The organism is Natrinema salinisoli, from assembly GCF_020405205.1.
GTDB lineage: Archaea > Halobacteriota > Halobacteria > Halobacteriales > Natrialbaceae > Natrinema > Natrinema salinisoli.
Genome location: NZ_CP084469.1, coordinates 3192905 through 3206551 on the forward strand (window position 1 = coordinate 3192905; position 13647 = coordinate 3206551).

The window sequence follows — 13647 nt, forward strand, 5'->3', positions numbered from 1 at the left end:
CCTTCACTTCTAAATTCACTGTACCGATTTCGATTTCCCCCGCTTCCTGCCGGCACTTTCACTTTCACTCTCCTGTTAACGAGGGTTTATGAGGGGTCCGGCACAACGAGGGAGTATGCCCGAATCAGATCTCGAGGAACTCCCCGGCGTCGGACCGGCAACCGCAGACAAACTTCACGAGGCAGGCTTCGATTCGTATCAGAGCCTCGCCGTCGCCGCGCCGGCGGAGCTGTCGAACACGGCCGACGTCGGCGAGTCCACGGCCGCGGACATCGTTCGCGCAGCCCGGGGCGCCGCCGACATCGGCGGCTTCGAAACCGGCTCGACGGTACTCGAGCGACGAAACGAGATCGGCAAGCTGAGCTGGCACATCGACGAGGTCGACGACCTGCTCGGCGGCGGGATCGAGACGCAGTCGATCACCGAAGTGTACGGCGAGTTCGGTGCCGGCAAGTCCCAGGTCACCCACCAGATGGCGGTCAACGTCCAGCTCCCCCAGGAAGTCGGCGGCCTCCACGGGAGCGCCATCTTCGTGGACTCCGAGGACACTTTCCGTCCGGAGCGAATCGACGACATGGTTCGCGGGCTCCCGGACGAGGCCATCGACGCGACGCTCGAGGACCGCGAGATCGAGGGCTCGGCCGACGACGAAGAGGCGGTCGACGCGCTCGTCGAGGACGTCCTCGAGAAGATCCACGTCGCGAAGGCGTTCAACTCCAACCACCAGATGCTGCTCGCCGAGAAGGCGAAGGAGCTCGCGGGCGAACACGAGGATTCCGAGTATCCCGTTCGACTGCTCTGTGTCGACTCGCTGACCGCCCACTTCCGCGCGGAGTACGTCGGTCGTGGCGAGCTCGCGGACCGACAGCAGAAGCTCAACAAGCACCTCCACGACCTCGACAAGGTCGGGAACCTCTACAACGCCGCCGTCATCGTCACGAACCAGGTCGCTTCGAACCCCGACTCCTACTTCGGCGACCCGACCCAGCCGATCGGTGGCAACATTCTGGGCCACAAGTCGACGTTCCGGATCTACCTCCGCAAGTCCAAGGGCGACAAGCGGATCGTCCGACTGGTCGACGCGCCGAACCTGGCCGACGGCGAGGCTGTCATGCGCGTTCAGGACGAAGGCCTAAAGCCGGAATAGTCGGGCCGTCCGTTCTCTCTCGACCGATCGGGAGAGTCGCTCGGCCGACCACCAGTTGCCGGACCGTCGGCCCGGATCGACGCGACGCGGGGACCGTTTTTATGCGCCTGTAACGAACCACGCACTATGACCGGGACGGTTGTCGTCACCGGTGGAAATGGTCGCATCGGTCGGGCCGTACTCGCGCACCTGTCCGACGAGGGGTACCGGACCGTCGACTGCGCGCGAGGCAAGCGACGCGAGGAGCGATCGGACGAGTACCTCACGACGGACCTGCTCGACGCCGGCGAGGTCTACGGCTCGCTCGCGAAAAGCGACGCCGACGCCGTCGTTCACCTCGGAATGGTCCCGTCACCGGAGTCGACGCCGGGATTTCGGACCTACGAGAGCAACGCGATGTCGAGTTACCACGTCCTCGAGGCCGTGGGCGAACTCGGCATCGAGACGGTGACGCTGGCCTCGAGTCTCAGCGCGCTGGGCGGGGGGTACGAGCCCGAGCCGATCAGCGTCGACTACCTGCCCGTCGACGAGGACCACCGTCTCACGCCGTCGACCGCCTACGGCATCGGCAAGCAGACGCTCGAGATCGCGGCCGATGGGGTCGCACGTCGGCGTCGGGACCAACCGCGGACGATCACCTCTCTCCGATTTCCGTGGATCGTCGACGACGAACGGGCCCGCGAGACCTTCCTCGAAGCCGACCGGACGCTGGCGGGACTGCGCGAGTCGGAGGCGTTCCACACCCAGCGCAACACGCTGTTTACATACGTCCACGTGACGGACGCAGTCGATCTGGTGCGCCGGACCGTCGAGGCGACGTTCGACGGCCACGAGCGCGTCTGGGTGTCGGCACCCGACACCAGCGTCGAGACCCCCAGCCGCGAGCTGGCGGCGGAGTGTTTCCCCGACGCTGAGGTTCGCGATGCGCTTCCGGAACGCGAGTACGCGCCGCTGGTCGACGTCTCGAGGGCGGAGACGCTGTTCGACTGGCGTCCGGAGTGGAGCTGGCGGCGGTCGATCTGACCGTCTCGGGTCGACGTCGTCGGGATGGGAAGGGATTTCCACGCCGCTCCGGACCAACGCGGCGTTCGACGATCCTCGCCGTGACGGATATTCAAATCAGCCGCGGCGCTCGAGGTCCCGAGATCCACCGGGGAGCTTCTCGAGCGATCGCTCACCGCGATCGATGCTGACGCCAGTCGTTACGTCTTGGTCCGAATCCTCGAGCGATAGAATAGAACGCGACTCCCGATGCTCGGTCGACGTCGGAGACGAAGCCGCTCAGTCCTCGGTCGTCGTCTTGTCGACGTCGAGTTCGCCCTGGTAGATCTCCGCGCCGTCCTGTGCGACCTTCTCGGCCAACACCGCGCACTTGATCCGCATCGGCGAGATGTCGACGCCGAGCATGTCGATGACGTCGTCGCGATCCATCTCGTGGAGTTCCTCGATCGTCTTCCCGGCGAGTTTCCCCGAGAGCATGCTGGCAGAGGCCTGACTGATCGCACAGCCGTCACCCTGGAAGGCAACCCGCTCGATCGTCTCCTCGTCGTCGGCGAGCTTGACGTCCATGCGAATCTCATCGCCGCACATCGGGTTCTCCCCGATGTGGGTAAACGTCGGATCCTCGAGTTCCCCGTAGTTCCGGGGGTTCTTGTAGTGGTCGAGAATCTGCTGTCGGTACATATCGGAGCCCAGTCCCATCGTTGGATACGGATAGGCCAGTGAGTTGTAAAAGGGTTCCGGGGCCGGAACGGGCGGTCAGACCGGAATTCGGCGGGTTCGAGGCTGCTGGTCGACTTTCGCCGACTCGGGGACCCGGCCGTGGTCACACCTGTTGTTGGTGCGTTTTGCTCCGAGTCACGTCTCGCCCGCGACTTCTCCGTCGAACCGCTCGAGGTACTCGCGAACGAATCCCGCCCGATCCGCGGCGAGGTCCCGACCGACGTCGGTGTACATCCGTTCCGGGAGGTCGAGAATCTTCTTGTGGACGTGATTGTACTGGGTCGCACCGGCGTCGGTGTCGTCATCTTCGACCGGTCGAGCGGGGTCGTGGATCGGATCGCCGAGCTCGCCGCCGTAAGCGAACACGCGGGCGATGCCGACCGCGCCGAGCGCGTCGAGGTTGTCCGCGTCGGAGACGAGTTTCGCCTCGAGCGTCGCGGGGTCGATATCGGTCGAGTAGCGGTGGGCGCGGATACAGTGCTGGACGCGTTCGATCGTGTCCGTCGCCGCGCCGAGATCGAGCAGGATCCGTCCGCCCTCCCGGGCACCCCAGCTCGCGTGGTCGTCGATCTCGCCGCAGTCCTCCCGGGTCCGGCCGATATCGTGGAGGGCGACGGCGAGGTGGACGACTCGCTCGTCGACCGGTTCGGGATGTCGGTCGACGAGCGTCTCGGCGAGCGTGTCGACCCGCTGGACGTGGTGCCAGTCGTGGGCCGGCGACGCGTCGATGAAATACGACCGGGCGCGGTCGCGGACTGCCTCGAGCATCGTCGGTCGTGTTCGGGCGACCGGCTGATAAGCGCGCCGTCATCGACGGCGATCGTCGGTCAGTTCCGATTCGAATCGTTCAGCGGTTGCTCAGTTGATTTCTGGACGATCGCGACCCAGAACTCCTCGATCGACCGGACGAAGTCGACGAAGTCCCCGGGCTCGAGGGGCTTTTGCATGTAGCTGTCCGCCTCGATCCCGTGCGATTGCACGATCCGTTCCCCCGCGTCCGAACTCGTGAGGACGATGACCGGAATATCGCTCAACCCGGGGTCGTTTTTCAGTTCCGAGAGGACCTCGATCCCGCTCTTGCCGGGAAGCTGGGGCTCGAGGAGGACGATGTCCGGACACGGCCTGTCCGCGTACTCGTTTCGCTGGTGGACGAAATCGAGCGCTTCCTCCCCGTCGGGGACGATATCGACGGTGTTGACGAGCTTTCCGTCTCTGAAATTCTCCTCGAAGAGGCGGCTGTCGCCGGGATTCGGCTCGACCAGGAGGATATCGATCGGTTCGTCCGGTTGCTCCTCGTCTGTACTCATTTCCCACACGTAGGAATTAGGGGGTTAAAACCTCGATGTCGGCCGAATTGGAAAGTCTCAATCCGCGAACACTCACGAAATCGAGCGCAGCGACCCTGACGACGAGTCGGGTGAGTCACTGTGCGCTGGGATGGGGTGATTCCGGAGGCACTCGATGCACTGTCGGCTAGTTATCCGTCACATTAGCAGTAGATATAAGTAACTATAGGTAAACGATCTAATCGGAAGGAAGGCTCCAAACGCGAGAGCGGAGGGGGCGTGCTCCGAAACGCCCCGGGTGATACCAGCACCCGAGACTTGCTTCCAATCCCATCCAGGGATTTGAAAGCATGACTGCGTACATCCTACCGGGATATAAACGTCCCGCACGACAGTGGAATCAACCCCGAGAACCAGCGGCTGCTCCGACTCTGTCCCGCGTTCGCGACCCGCGGAGGGCGCGATGAGTGACCGCGGCGAGGCGGGCAGCGACTCGAGCGGCGACGACCGGTCCGACCCCGACGAGACGGGTGAAGCGCCCGAGCCCTGGGTGCTCTCCCTCCCCGACTGCCCCGTGTGCGGCCAGCCCGTCACGAACGTGACCGTCACCGGCCCGCGCAGCGGGACCGCCGAACCCTGCGGTTGTTCGGTGCTGCCGAGCACCCTTGATCGGACGCCACGGGGCTGAGTCGAGGCTCGAGTCGAGTAGAGACCGGGACGAACATCGAGCGTCGGCCAGTGGGCCGATGGTTATTCGATTTCGAGATCCCACTGAGTCGGTGACTCGAGCGCAAGTTCCCGGACTGCCTCTCGGAGATCAGATTCGCTGTGCCACGTGAGACATCGGTTCGCTTCTTCGAAACGTCGAAACAGAGCGAGATGCACCCAGCTGTACGACGGACTGTCGGCAGGCCTCTCTGACAGTGCCTCTTCGAGGTACTCCGTGAGCTCGTGTTCCGTGATCCGGATGCCGCCACGCTGTGCGGTTGCGATCAGGCCCCGTAGCTCCGCTTTCTTTTGGCTACCGTCCAAATCATCGGCAAAGGCGATTTGACGTCCTATCTGTAGTACTTCGTTTTTCGTGTCGACGGTTCCGTGTCCGCTCCCATAGTAATCACGCGGCAACACAACCGTCTGGGTGAAGCATCGCTCGTGGCCGAGCAACCCGAGTTCGACGGCTTCACCGCCGGATTCTTTCTCGTAAATGGCAACGTTCGTGTCGCCGAATTCCGTGAGGAGGTGGAACTTGAGTTCGAACTCCAGCGGGTCGGTCCGGCCCTGTCCGATGGTAAGTCCAAGCGGTGGCGTATCGCCGAGAACGATCGCGTTCGCAGTAGTCGGTTTCGCGAGCTCGTACTGAGCGATTCTGAGCGATGTGTGGTACTTCCCCCGATAACTCCCGAAGACGATGTACGATGTGTATCCCGCAGCCTGAAGCTGCGGTAGTTCTTCGTTTATCCAGTTTCGGAGCGTCGTATAGTCCTCACTCGGCAGTGTCACTCCCGAAAGCGCACGCTGGAGTGCCGCATGCACCCGTTGTCGATGCTCGTCATCTCGAGTTGGCATCTCTTATTATCACGATTGGTGATGCGATCAAATCAATGCTTCGACTATGACGGCTATCTAATATAGAATCGTCATGGTCTACCCGAAACATTTACCGAACTGGCTCCATTAGCTGCTAATATCATGAGCCGTCGCTCGGACGTTTTGACTGATCAGGGCGTTTCTGTCGGGGAACCCCGCATCGAGCGTCTCTTCGGTGTGGACGATACGGCACCGTACGAAACCCAGCGGGCTGTTCAGCGGTATCTCTCCCAGGAGACTCGTCACAACATCCTCCAGGTGATCCTCGGCCACCCGGAGCATCTGGTTTCGGTCACGGAGTTCGATTACTACGTTCCGAAGAGCCGCTCGACCATCAGCGAGCAGCTTGCAGATCTTGCGGATCACGAAATCGTCACGCGGTATCATCACGAGTCGAACGCAGACGTACGGGACATCCCCGACGACTTCTGGGGACTCACCGAGTTCGGCGTCGATCTGCTCGAGGAATACAAGTATCTGCGGGGCCTGCCCGTCATGCGTGCGGTCCACGACGCGACGCACAGAACCGATACCGTCCAGCGCCACGAAAACGCGCCTCGACCGGCGCTACCCGATGCGGTCCGCGAGGCCATCGACTACGACGAACCGGACCCGGACGACGGCCCGCTATCGGGCGAGACGTCGCTCGAAGAGTTGCGCGAGCAAACGTTCTACGCAGATGCGGCTCCGGCCGATCCCGACGTGTTGAACGAGGATGCGGACGGTAACCGATCGCTCGACGAGCTCTTCTAACTTCTTGCTATCCAGAGACCCGCGTTCAGGAACATCAAATACTGACAATCAGCGTTCGCTTACGCGAACAATTGACGCGCCTGGCGAGAGCGAAGCTCTCGCTGGCCTCCGCTCACTTCGTTCGCGAAGACATCTACGAAGCGGCGAAGCCGCTTCGAGCCTTGCCTCGTGGTTCGAGAGACCAAAGGTCTCTCGTCATGCTGCAAGACCGGAGGTCTTGCATAGATCGCAAACGCTTCGCGTTTGCTCACTCACGAAACGGCGGAGCCGTTTCGAACGACGGTGCTCGGCAAGACGTCCCTCGCGCGTCAGCTAAAGAGCTGACGCGCATCGTCGATGGCGTCGACCAACTTGTCGACTTCCTCCTTCGTGTTGTAGACGTAGAAGGAGGCTCGAGCCGACGCCGCGACGCCCAGTTTATCGTGGAGCGGCTGGGTACAGTGGTCGCCGGCGCGGATCGCGACCGCGTGGTCGTTCATGATCGAGGCGAGGTCGTGGGCGTGGACGCTCTCGAGGTTGAAGCCGACGAGCCCGCCCCGGTCGGGGCCGGGTTCGGGACCGTAGATCTCGACGTCGTCTTCGGCCGCCAGTTGTTCGTATGCGTAGCGGGCCATCTCCTCCTCGTGGGCCTCGATGCGCTCCATGCCGATGTCCTCGAGGTAGTCGATCGCGGCGACGAGGCCGACGGCTTCGGCGATCTGTGGCGTCCCGGCCTCGAACTTCCAGGGGAGATCGTTCCAGGTCGACTCCTCGTAGGTGACCTTCGTGATCATGTCGCCGCCGTAGAGGTACGGCTGCATCGACTCGAGGATCTCCTGTTTGCCGTAGAGGACGCCGATCCCGGTGGGGCCGGCCATCTTGTGGCCGGAGAAGGCGTAGAAGTCGGCATCTATTGCCTCGACGTCGACGGGGCGGTTGGGGACGGCCTGCGCGCCGTCGATGAACGCCAGCGCGTCGTGGTCGTGGGCGATATCGACGAGCTCGGAGACGGGATTGACGGTGCCGAGGGTGTTCGAGACGTGGACCGCCGAGACCATCGCGGTGTCGTCGGTGATGAGCTCGCGGGCGTGATCCATGTCGAGGCGGCCGTCCTCCGTGACCCGGATGTACTTGACGTCGGCACCCGTGCGCTTGCCGATCTGCTGCCACGTGACCAGCGAGGCGTGGTGTTCCATCTCGGTGAGGACGACCTCGTCGCCGGGGCCGAGTTCGTTCAGCCCCCACGAGTAGCCGACCAGGTTCTCGGCTTCGGTCGTGTTCTTGGTGAAGACGATCTCCTCGCGGCCGTCGGCGCCGATGAAGTCGGCGACGCGGTCGTGGGCCTCCTCGTAAGCGATCGAGGCCTCCTGGCTGAGGTGGTGGATGCCGCGGTGGACGTTGGCGTTGTACTCGCGGTAGTAGTCGCTCATCGCGTCGACGACCGGATCCGGCGTCTGGGTCGTCGCCGCGTTGTCGAGGTAGACGAGCTGCTCGCCGTTGAACTCCCGCTGGAGGATCGGAAACTCCTCCCGGATCGCCCCGACGTCGAGCGACTCGAGGTTCTGTTGACTCATTGGTGACTAGCAGGGACCGGACACAAAACACTCCTTCGGTCCGGACGTGGCGGGATTTTCCGGCATCTCGACGAACCGGCTCGAATTGCGCCGTCGGAGTTCGATACCGGTTCTCGAGCCCGGTCGACGACGCGAAACGGTAGGTGGGTGGGAGCGGGCGGAGACGGGGTTGGGGAGGTGAACGGCAGGGGTCGGTGGGGGAGGGGGTGGTCTGGTGGGTGCCCCTGCCGCAATGCATCGGTAAGGGTTCCCTTGACATATCAGTGTTCCCAAACGATTTTGGTACCGGTCGGATCGCCACCGGGGAGCGACCGTCCGCGGTCGAACGGCCGACGCGTTACCGGTCGACGGCTCGGCTGACGATCGACGGCTGCGTGTACCCCAATAGCAGTTCCGCATATCGGGCGGACAACCACGCGACGGCGTTGAGAAGGTGCAAGACGACGAGTCCGACGAGGACGCCGACCGCCGTGACGGCCAGGGCCGCCGGAAGCGAGTCGACGTACAGCGAAACCAACTCGCCGTCGGCGATCGAGAGCGCAACCGGGGAGACGTCGATGGTCCAGCCGTCGTGCTGGTACGTGAGCTCGGGGATCAACTCGATCGGATCGCCGACGTGGATGCCGACCAGATCGTTCCGGTAGTGCAACGGTGCGGCGACCAGCACGTACGTGAACGCGAAACTAACGGTGAGGAGGAGAAACGAGACGAATCCCAGTACGAACTTGCTGAACAGGTACCCGAGCCCCTTCCACGTCCCGCGATCCGAGACGAGCCGTCGCACCCGCTCGCGAACGCCTCGAGGCGGTTCGGACGTCGGAATGTCGGCGTCGAGCAACCGACCGGCGAGGACTCGCTCGAGGGCGGTCAACTCGATCGAGACGAACAGAGTGAACAGGACGCTCGGAACCCCCATGCACAAGAATACGAGCGCGAGCGGAATCCCGGCGAACAGGATCGCGACGGGTTCCGACGTAGCCATCTCGACGAACGCGAACGCGAGACCGATCGGGATCGCGAATCCGGTAAGGAGGACGGTGAAGTAGCCCATCCCCAGCGGGAACGCGAGCAAGAGATACAGGAGGTTGTAGTACGTCTGTTCTCGAACGGCGACGCCGAAGAACCAGCGGCTCGCGGTTCGAGCGCGTTCGAGTGCTGTTCCGACCGCGGCGAGGGGCGATGACGGACGTGTCGATCTCATCTGGAATCGGGCCTCCTGAACGAGCGAACGATCGCGAGCAGTCCGAGCAGGTGGCAGGCGGTGACGACGAGTAGCACCGTCGCATCGGCCGCGTCGGTCGCCCAATCGATCGCGTGTGACAGCACGAAGGGGACGACGGTGAGGAAGGCGACACCGACGGCCAGGAACAGCATCGGCCGGCTGGCGTTGCGAGCGTACCCTCGATAGGCGGTCCAGGTCACGACCGTTCCGAGCGCGGCGCTCGCCATCCCGGCGAAGAAGATCGTCGTCGTCTCGTCCAGCCCGTCCACCGTCGTCATCACCTCGAGGAGGGAGACGACGGCGGCACCGAGCGGAGTGGTACTCGCGGTCACTGGTGGCACCTCCGGCGATCGGAGCGATCGGTAGCGTCCCCTCTCACGGCCGGCCGTAGACGGTGTAGAGGATCGCCGTGAGGCCGACGATCTCGCTGAGGCTCGCGAGGACCGTCGTGGTTACCGACGCCGCTCCGAAGACTGTCGGGAGCAGGAAGCGAAGGATCGTCGGTACTGCGGCGAGCAGCGTAATGCCGAGTGCGAGCCAGAGCAGCGGGGGCCGCCGGGAGTCCCTGTACCCGTCGTAGGCGCGTTTCGCGATCCAACACGCGATCGCGAACGCGGTCGCCTGTCCGGCGAAGACGGCGATCGCGACCGCCGCCGTGCCGCCGTCGACGGTCTGAATAGGGAAGCCGAGCATGCCGATCACAGGTCCTCGAATAACCGGGTGAACCGGTCGGCCGGATCCTCGTCGCGACGATACACGTCCATCTCCATCGACCCCTCGGCGATCTCGATCGCAACGCGCTCGAGTCGGGTGCTGTAGGTCTTGTAGTGGTGTCCATCTGGATCGAGCTCCTGGTATTCGTCGAGGAACCCCTGGTCCGCGAGCCGTTCGATCCGCCGATAGATCGTCGGCGGGGAGGCGTCGCAACACTCGGTGAGTCGGTCGACGGACATCGGTTCCTCGCTCGCGGCGATGAGGATGCGGCGCGCGTACTCGTCGTCGAGGAGTGCGAGCACTTCCCGATCCTCATCGTCGGTCATTCGGTCGTTCGTATGACAGGATGATATAAAAGAACCCACAGTTTCGGAGCGTGAAACCGTGGGTCCCGGATTACCTTCCCACAGCACGTAGCGACGACCGGAATGACTGCGATCGAGACGTCCGGGTTGACGAAGGAGTACGGGGACATCACCGCCGTCGACGACCTCGACCTCACCGTCGCCGACGGCGAGGTGTTCGGCTTTTTAGGCCCCAACGGGGCGGGGAAGTCGACGACGATCAACATGTTACTGGACTTGACGCGCCCGACTGCGGGATCGGCGACGGTGCTGGGATACGACGCCCAGGACGAGAGCGACGATATCAGTCCTCGCGTCGGCGTGTTGCCGGAGGGGTTCGACGTGTATCCCCGCCTGTCGGGTCGACGCCACGTCGAGTTCGCCGGGAAGACGAAAGGGACCGACGACGATCCGGACGAAATTCTGGCACGCGTCGGGCTCTCGGCCGAGGACGGCGACCGGCCGGCGGGCGACTACTCCAAAGGAATGCGCCAGCGGCTCGCGACCGGGATGGCCCTGGTCGGCGATCCCGACCTCCTCATCATGGACGAACCCTCCACGGGGCTCGACCCCCACGGCATCCGCGAGATGCAGGACCTCGTCCGCAGCGAAGCCGAGCGCGGGACGACCGTCTTCTTCTCGAGTCACATCCTCGAGCACGTCGAGGCGGTCTGTGACCGCGTCGGCGTGTTGAACGAGGGCGAACTCGTCGCCGTCGACACGATCGATGGACTCCGCGCGGAGCTCGGCGGCGGTGCGACGATGACGGTGACGCTCGCGGATCCCGCCGAGTGGGCCCGCGATCTCGTCACCTCGATCGAAGGAGTCGCCGATACGACGGCCTCCGGACGCACCCTCGAGCTATCGGTCGTCGATCCGGCGGCGAAGGCGACCGTCGTAACCGCGCTCGCCGACGCGGGGGCGACGATTCGGGATCTGCGGATCGAGGAGGTCTCCCTCGAGTCGCTGTTTACCGCGCTGACGAACGGCGACGAGGGCCGATCCGGGACGGGAGCGGGGACGAACGATGCGGTGACGACCGAAACGGAGGCGGCGCGATGACCTCGCACATCGCGACCGTCGCTCGCAAGGAGTTCGACGACGCCGGCCGATCGAAGCTCCTCTGGTCGCTGATCGGGCTGCTCGTCGGACTCGTCGCCATCGGCTACGTCGCCATCTGGTACACGGTCGACGATATCACCGCTGCCGAAGTCCTCAGCTTCCTCGGCGTCCCGCTGCAAGTGATCCTCCCGATCGCCGCGCTGATCACCGGGTACATGGCCGTCGTCGGGGAGCGCCAGTCGGGAAGCATCAAGCTCCTGCTCGGCCTGCCGCCGAACCGAACCGACGTCGTCTTCGGCAAGCTGCTCGGTCGAACGGCCGTCGTGGGGCTCGCCATCGGGCTCGCCTTCCTCGTCTCGCTGGTCTTCGGGGCGGTCCTCTTCGGCTCGGTTCCGTTCCTCGACTGGCTCGGCTTCGCCGCCGTGTCGCTGCTCTTCGGGACGGCGTTCGTCGGCCTGGCCGTCGGCGTCTCCGCCGGCGTCCCCACGCGGGGCAAGTCGATGGCCATCGTGGTCGGGCTCTACGTCGTGTTCGTCGCGCTGTGGGAACTGCTCACCGCCGGGCCGTACTACCTCATCTACGATGAACCCGTGCCGGTCGAGGCCGAGACGTGGTACCTGGTGCTCGAGCAGTTCAATCCGATCTTCGCGTACGCCAACGTGGCGACCACGATCGTCGAGGGCTCGATCTTCCCGTTCAAGTTCCAGTACGGCCTCCAATCGATGGAGGCCAACGGGATGACGCCGGCCGAGCGCTACCCGGGCGACGCGCCGTTCTATCTCCAGGACTGGTTCGGCATCGTCGTCCTGGTCGTCTGGGCGGTCGTGCCCGTCGCGATCGGCTACTATCGGTTCCAGCGAACCGATCTCTAGGCGCTCGAGTCGCGGGCTCTCGATCCGTCGAATCGGTCGCAGAATAGCGGTCCTCGCTGTCGCTCGATCGGATCCCGCCGGCGCTCAGTCGCGGTCCGCTTCGGTCACTGCATCTGCAGCAACTGCGCGTGCAGCGTCGTCCCGACCTCGAGGACGTTCGCCTCGTCGACGAACCCCTCCTCGACGGCGAGTTCGACCGCGCGGGTGCCGACGATGTTCGCGACGGCCGCCTCGCCGAGGCTCTCGAGGACCGCGCGTTCGTCGACCGCGTCGCCGCCGTAGAACTCCTCGGTGACGGTCAGGGAGAGCTCGCCCTCCTCGAACGTCTCGCCGAGGACGTCCTCGTCACAGACGGCGACCAGCAACCCCTCCGGGGTCTCCCGTTCGTTGACGATCATCCGATCACTCGAGCTCCCACTCGCGGTCCTCGTCCTCCTCGTCGTCTTCCTCGCCGATACCGAGATCCGCGACGCCGAGATCGTCCAGTCCGATGTCGCCACCTCGCTGGGGCGACTGGCGGTTCGCGCCGCGACCGCCCAGCCCGGCGCCGGCACCGCCCGGTCGGCCTCCCGCACCGCCGCGTCCGGCACCCGGACCGCCGCCAGCACCGCCGCCGCCCTGCCCGTACATCTCCTCGCGGTCGTCCATCATCTCCTGTTCGGCCTGCTCGCGCATCTGATTGGCCTCTTCCGCGATCTCCTCGGCCTGGTCGAACTCGCCGAGCTCCTCGAGGATCTCGGCTTTCGTCTCGAGGACCTTCGCGTTGCGCAGGCCGAGTCGGATCGCGTTGTCGACGCAGTTGAGCGCCTCTTCGGCCAGCCCGCGCTCCGAGAGGAAGAACGCGCGGTTGAACCAGCCCGCCGCGAACCGCTCGTCGATCTCGATGGCGCGTTCGGCGTGCTCGAGGGCCTCGCTCGTCTCGCCGAACTCCCAGAGCGCGTAGGCGAGGTTCGTCTCGGCGGTGGCCGCGTGTTCGCTCGAGTCGTCGATCCGCAGGGCCTCACGGTGAGCGCCGATCGCCTCGTCCCACTCCTCGAGTTCGCCGTGGGCGACGCCCTTGTTCACCCACGCTTCCTGCTCGAGTTTCTCGTCCTCGGCGTAGCGGGCGGTCCGCTCGAAGGCGTCGGTTGCCTGCTCGTAGCGGTTGATCTGCATGTAGTTCAGGCCGACGTCGAGCAGTTCGCTCGCGTCGACGTCGTCCTGATCGATGTTGTGCTTGTCGAGCGTGTCGGTGACGACGCGGGAGTCGACGGGGTCGACCTTCGACGGGTCGACGCCGAGCTCCGGCGGGTCCAGGTCGAACTCCTCGTACGGATCGCCGAATCCCTCTCCCTCGGAGAAGCGATGGTCGCGATCGTCGTCTCGGTCAGTCATTAGTTGAATGT

Annotated in this window: 17 protein-coding genes; 6 read left to right on the plus strand and 11 right to left on the minus strand. The window is 64.5% G+C overall.

What is annotated here, in order from left to right; genetic code table 11:
- The first annotated feature begins 115 nt into the window (after positions 1 to 115).
- Both radA and LDB05_RS15715 read left to right on the plus strand, forming a co-directional pair.
- The gene (gene radA / locus LDB05_RS15710; RefSeq protein WP_226004930.1) at positions 116 to 1147 is read left to right on the plus strand and encodes a DNA repair and recombination protein RadA; all 1032 of its coding nucleotides are present in this window, start codon (positions 116 to 118) and stop codon (positions 1145 to 1147) included.
- Between the two features lie 126 nt (positions 1148 to 1273).
- Positions 1274 to 2170, plus strand: a complete 897-nt coding sequence (locus tag LDB05_RS15715; RefSeq protein ID WP_226004931.1) for an NAD-dependent epimerase/dehydratase family protein — start codon at positions 1274 to 1276, stop codon at positions 2168 to 2170.
- Positions 2171 to 2428: 258 nt separating this feature from the next.
- Here LDB05_RS15715 and sufU read toward each other — a convergent pair whose 3' ends face one another.
- The 3 genes from sufU to LDB05_RS15730 all read right to left on the minus strand — a co-directional run bounded on the left by sufU (position 2429) and on the right by LDB05_RS15730 (position 4176).
- Entirely contained in the window at positions 2429 to 2848 is a 420-nt protein-coding gene (sufU, locus tag LDB05_RS15720) for a Fe-S cluster assembly sulfur transfer protein SufU (protein WP_226004932.1), read from the minus strand.
- Positions 2849 to 3004: 156 nt separating this feature from the next.
- Positions 3005 to 3637, minus strand: a complete 633-nt coding sequence (locus tag LDB05_RS15725; protein ID WP_226004933.1) for an HD domain-containing protein — start codon at positions 3635 to 3637, stop codon at positions 3005 to 3007.
- Between the two features lie 59 nt (positions 3638 to 3696).
- The gene (locus tag LDB05_RS15730) at positions 3697 to 4176 is read right to left on the minus strand and encodes a response regulator (protein ID WP_226004934.1); all 480 of its coding nucleotides are present in this window, start codon (positions 4174 to 4176) and stop codon (positions 3697 to 3699) included.
- A 442-nt stretch (positions 4177 to 4618) separates the two neighbouring features.
- Between LDB05_RS15730 and LDB05_RS15735 the strand changes: the two genes are divergently transcribed.
- Positions 4619 to 4843, plus strand: a complete 225-nt coding sequence (locus tag LDB05_RS15735; protein WP_226004935.1) for a hypothetical protein — start codon at positions 4619 to 4621, stop codon at positions 4841 to 4843.
- 62 nt (positions 4844 to 4905) lie between these two features.
- Here the strand turns inward: LDB05_RS15735 and LDB05_RS15740 are convergent, their stop codons facing one another.
- Positions 4906 to 5721: a DUF8170 family protein gene (locus tag LDB05_RS15740; protein WP_226004936.1), complete on the minus strand. Its 816-nt coding sequence runs from the start codon at positions 5719 to 5721 to the stop codon at positions 4906 to 4908.
- Between the two features lie 123 nt (positions 5722 to 5844).
- On the opposite strand from LDB05_RS15740, the gene LDB05_RS15745 reads away from it, so the two are divergent.
- A complete protein-coding gene (locus tag LDB05_RS15745; protein WP_226004937.1) occupies positions 5845 to 6495 on the plus strand; it encodes a helix-turn-helix domain-containing protein in 651 nt (216 codons plus the stop codon).
- A 308-nt stretch (positions 6496 to 6803) separates the two neighbouring features.
- On the opposite strand, the gene LDB05_RS15750 is transcribed toward LDB05_RS15745, so the two are convergent.
- From LDB05_RS15750 to LDB05_RS15770, 5 genes are all read right to left on the minus strand, one after another.
- Positions 6804 to 8048 (minus strand): aminotransferase class V-fold PLP-dependent enzyme, encoded by a 1245-nt coding sequence (locus LDB05_RS15750; protein WP_226004938.1) that lies wholly within the window; start codon positions 8046 to 8048, stop codon positions 6804 to 6806.
- Between the two features lie 337 nt (positions 8049 to 8385).
- Complete coding sequence (locus LDB05_RS15755; RefSeq protein ID WP_226004939.1) at positions 8386 to 9249, minus strand: sensor domain-containing protein; 864 nt, start codon at positions 9247 to 9249, stop codon at positions 8386 to 8388.
- Positions 9246 to 9602: a DUF7521 family protein gene (locus LDB05_RS15760; RefSeq protein WP_226004940.1), complete on the minus strand. Its 357-nt coding sequence runs from the start codon at positions 9600 to 9602 to the stop codon at positions 9246 to 9248. Before LDB05_RS15760 ends, LDB05_RS15755 begins: the two co-directional genes overlap by 4 nt.
- 43 nt (positions 9603 to 9645) lie before the next feature.
- Positions 9646 to 9963 carry a DUF7521 family protein gene (locus LDB05_RS15765; protein WP_226004941.1) on the minus strand — a complete coding sequence of 106 codons (318 nt, stop codon included), beginning with the start codon at positions 9961 to 9963 and terminating at the stop codon, positions 9646 to 9648.
- 5 nt (positions 9964 to 9968) lie between these two features.
- Entirely contained in the window at positions 9969 to 10310 is a 342-nt protein-coding gene (locus LDB05_RS15770; RefSeq protein WP_226004942.1) for an ArsR/SmtB family transcription factor, read from the minus strand.
- A gap of 102 nt (positions 10311 to 10412) precedes the next feature.
- On the opposite strand from LDB05_RS15770, the gene LDB05_RS15775 reads away from it, so the two are divergent.
- Positions 10413 to 11390, plus strand: coding sequence for an ABC transporter ATP-binding protein (locus LDB05_RS15775; protein WP_226004943.1), 978 nt, complete (start codon positions 10413 to 10415; stop codon positions 11388 to 11390).
- On the plus strand, positions 11387 to 12262 hold the full coding sequence (locus tag LDB05_RS15780; protein ID WP_226004944.1) for an ABC transporter permease: 876 nt from the start codon (positions 11387 to 11389) through the stop codon (positions 12260 to 12262). The genes LDB05_RS15775 and LDB05_RS15780 overlap by 4 nt, the downstream gene beginning before the upstream one ends.
- A 104-nt stretch (positions 12263 to 12366) precedes the next feature.
- Here LDB05_RS15780 and LDB05_RS15785 read toward each other — a convergent pair whose 3' ends face one another.
- Entirely contained in the window at positions 12367 to 12660 is a 294-nt protein-coding gene (locus LDB05_RS15785; protein WP_226004945.1) for a DUF424 domain-containing protein, read from the minus strand.
- A gap of 4 nt (positions 12661 to 12664) precedes the next feature.
- Complete coding sequence (locus LDB05_RS15790; protein ID WP_226004946.1) at positions 12665 to 13636, minus strand: tetratricopeptide repeat protein; 972 nt, start codon at positions 13634 to 13636, stop codon at positions 12665 to 12667.
- Between the last annotated feature and the right edge of the window lie 11 nt (positions 13637 to 13647).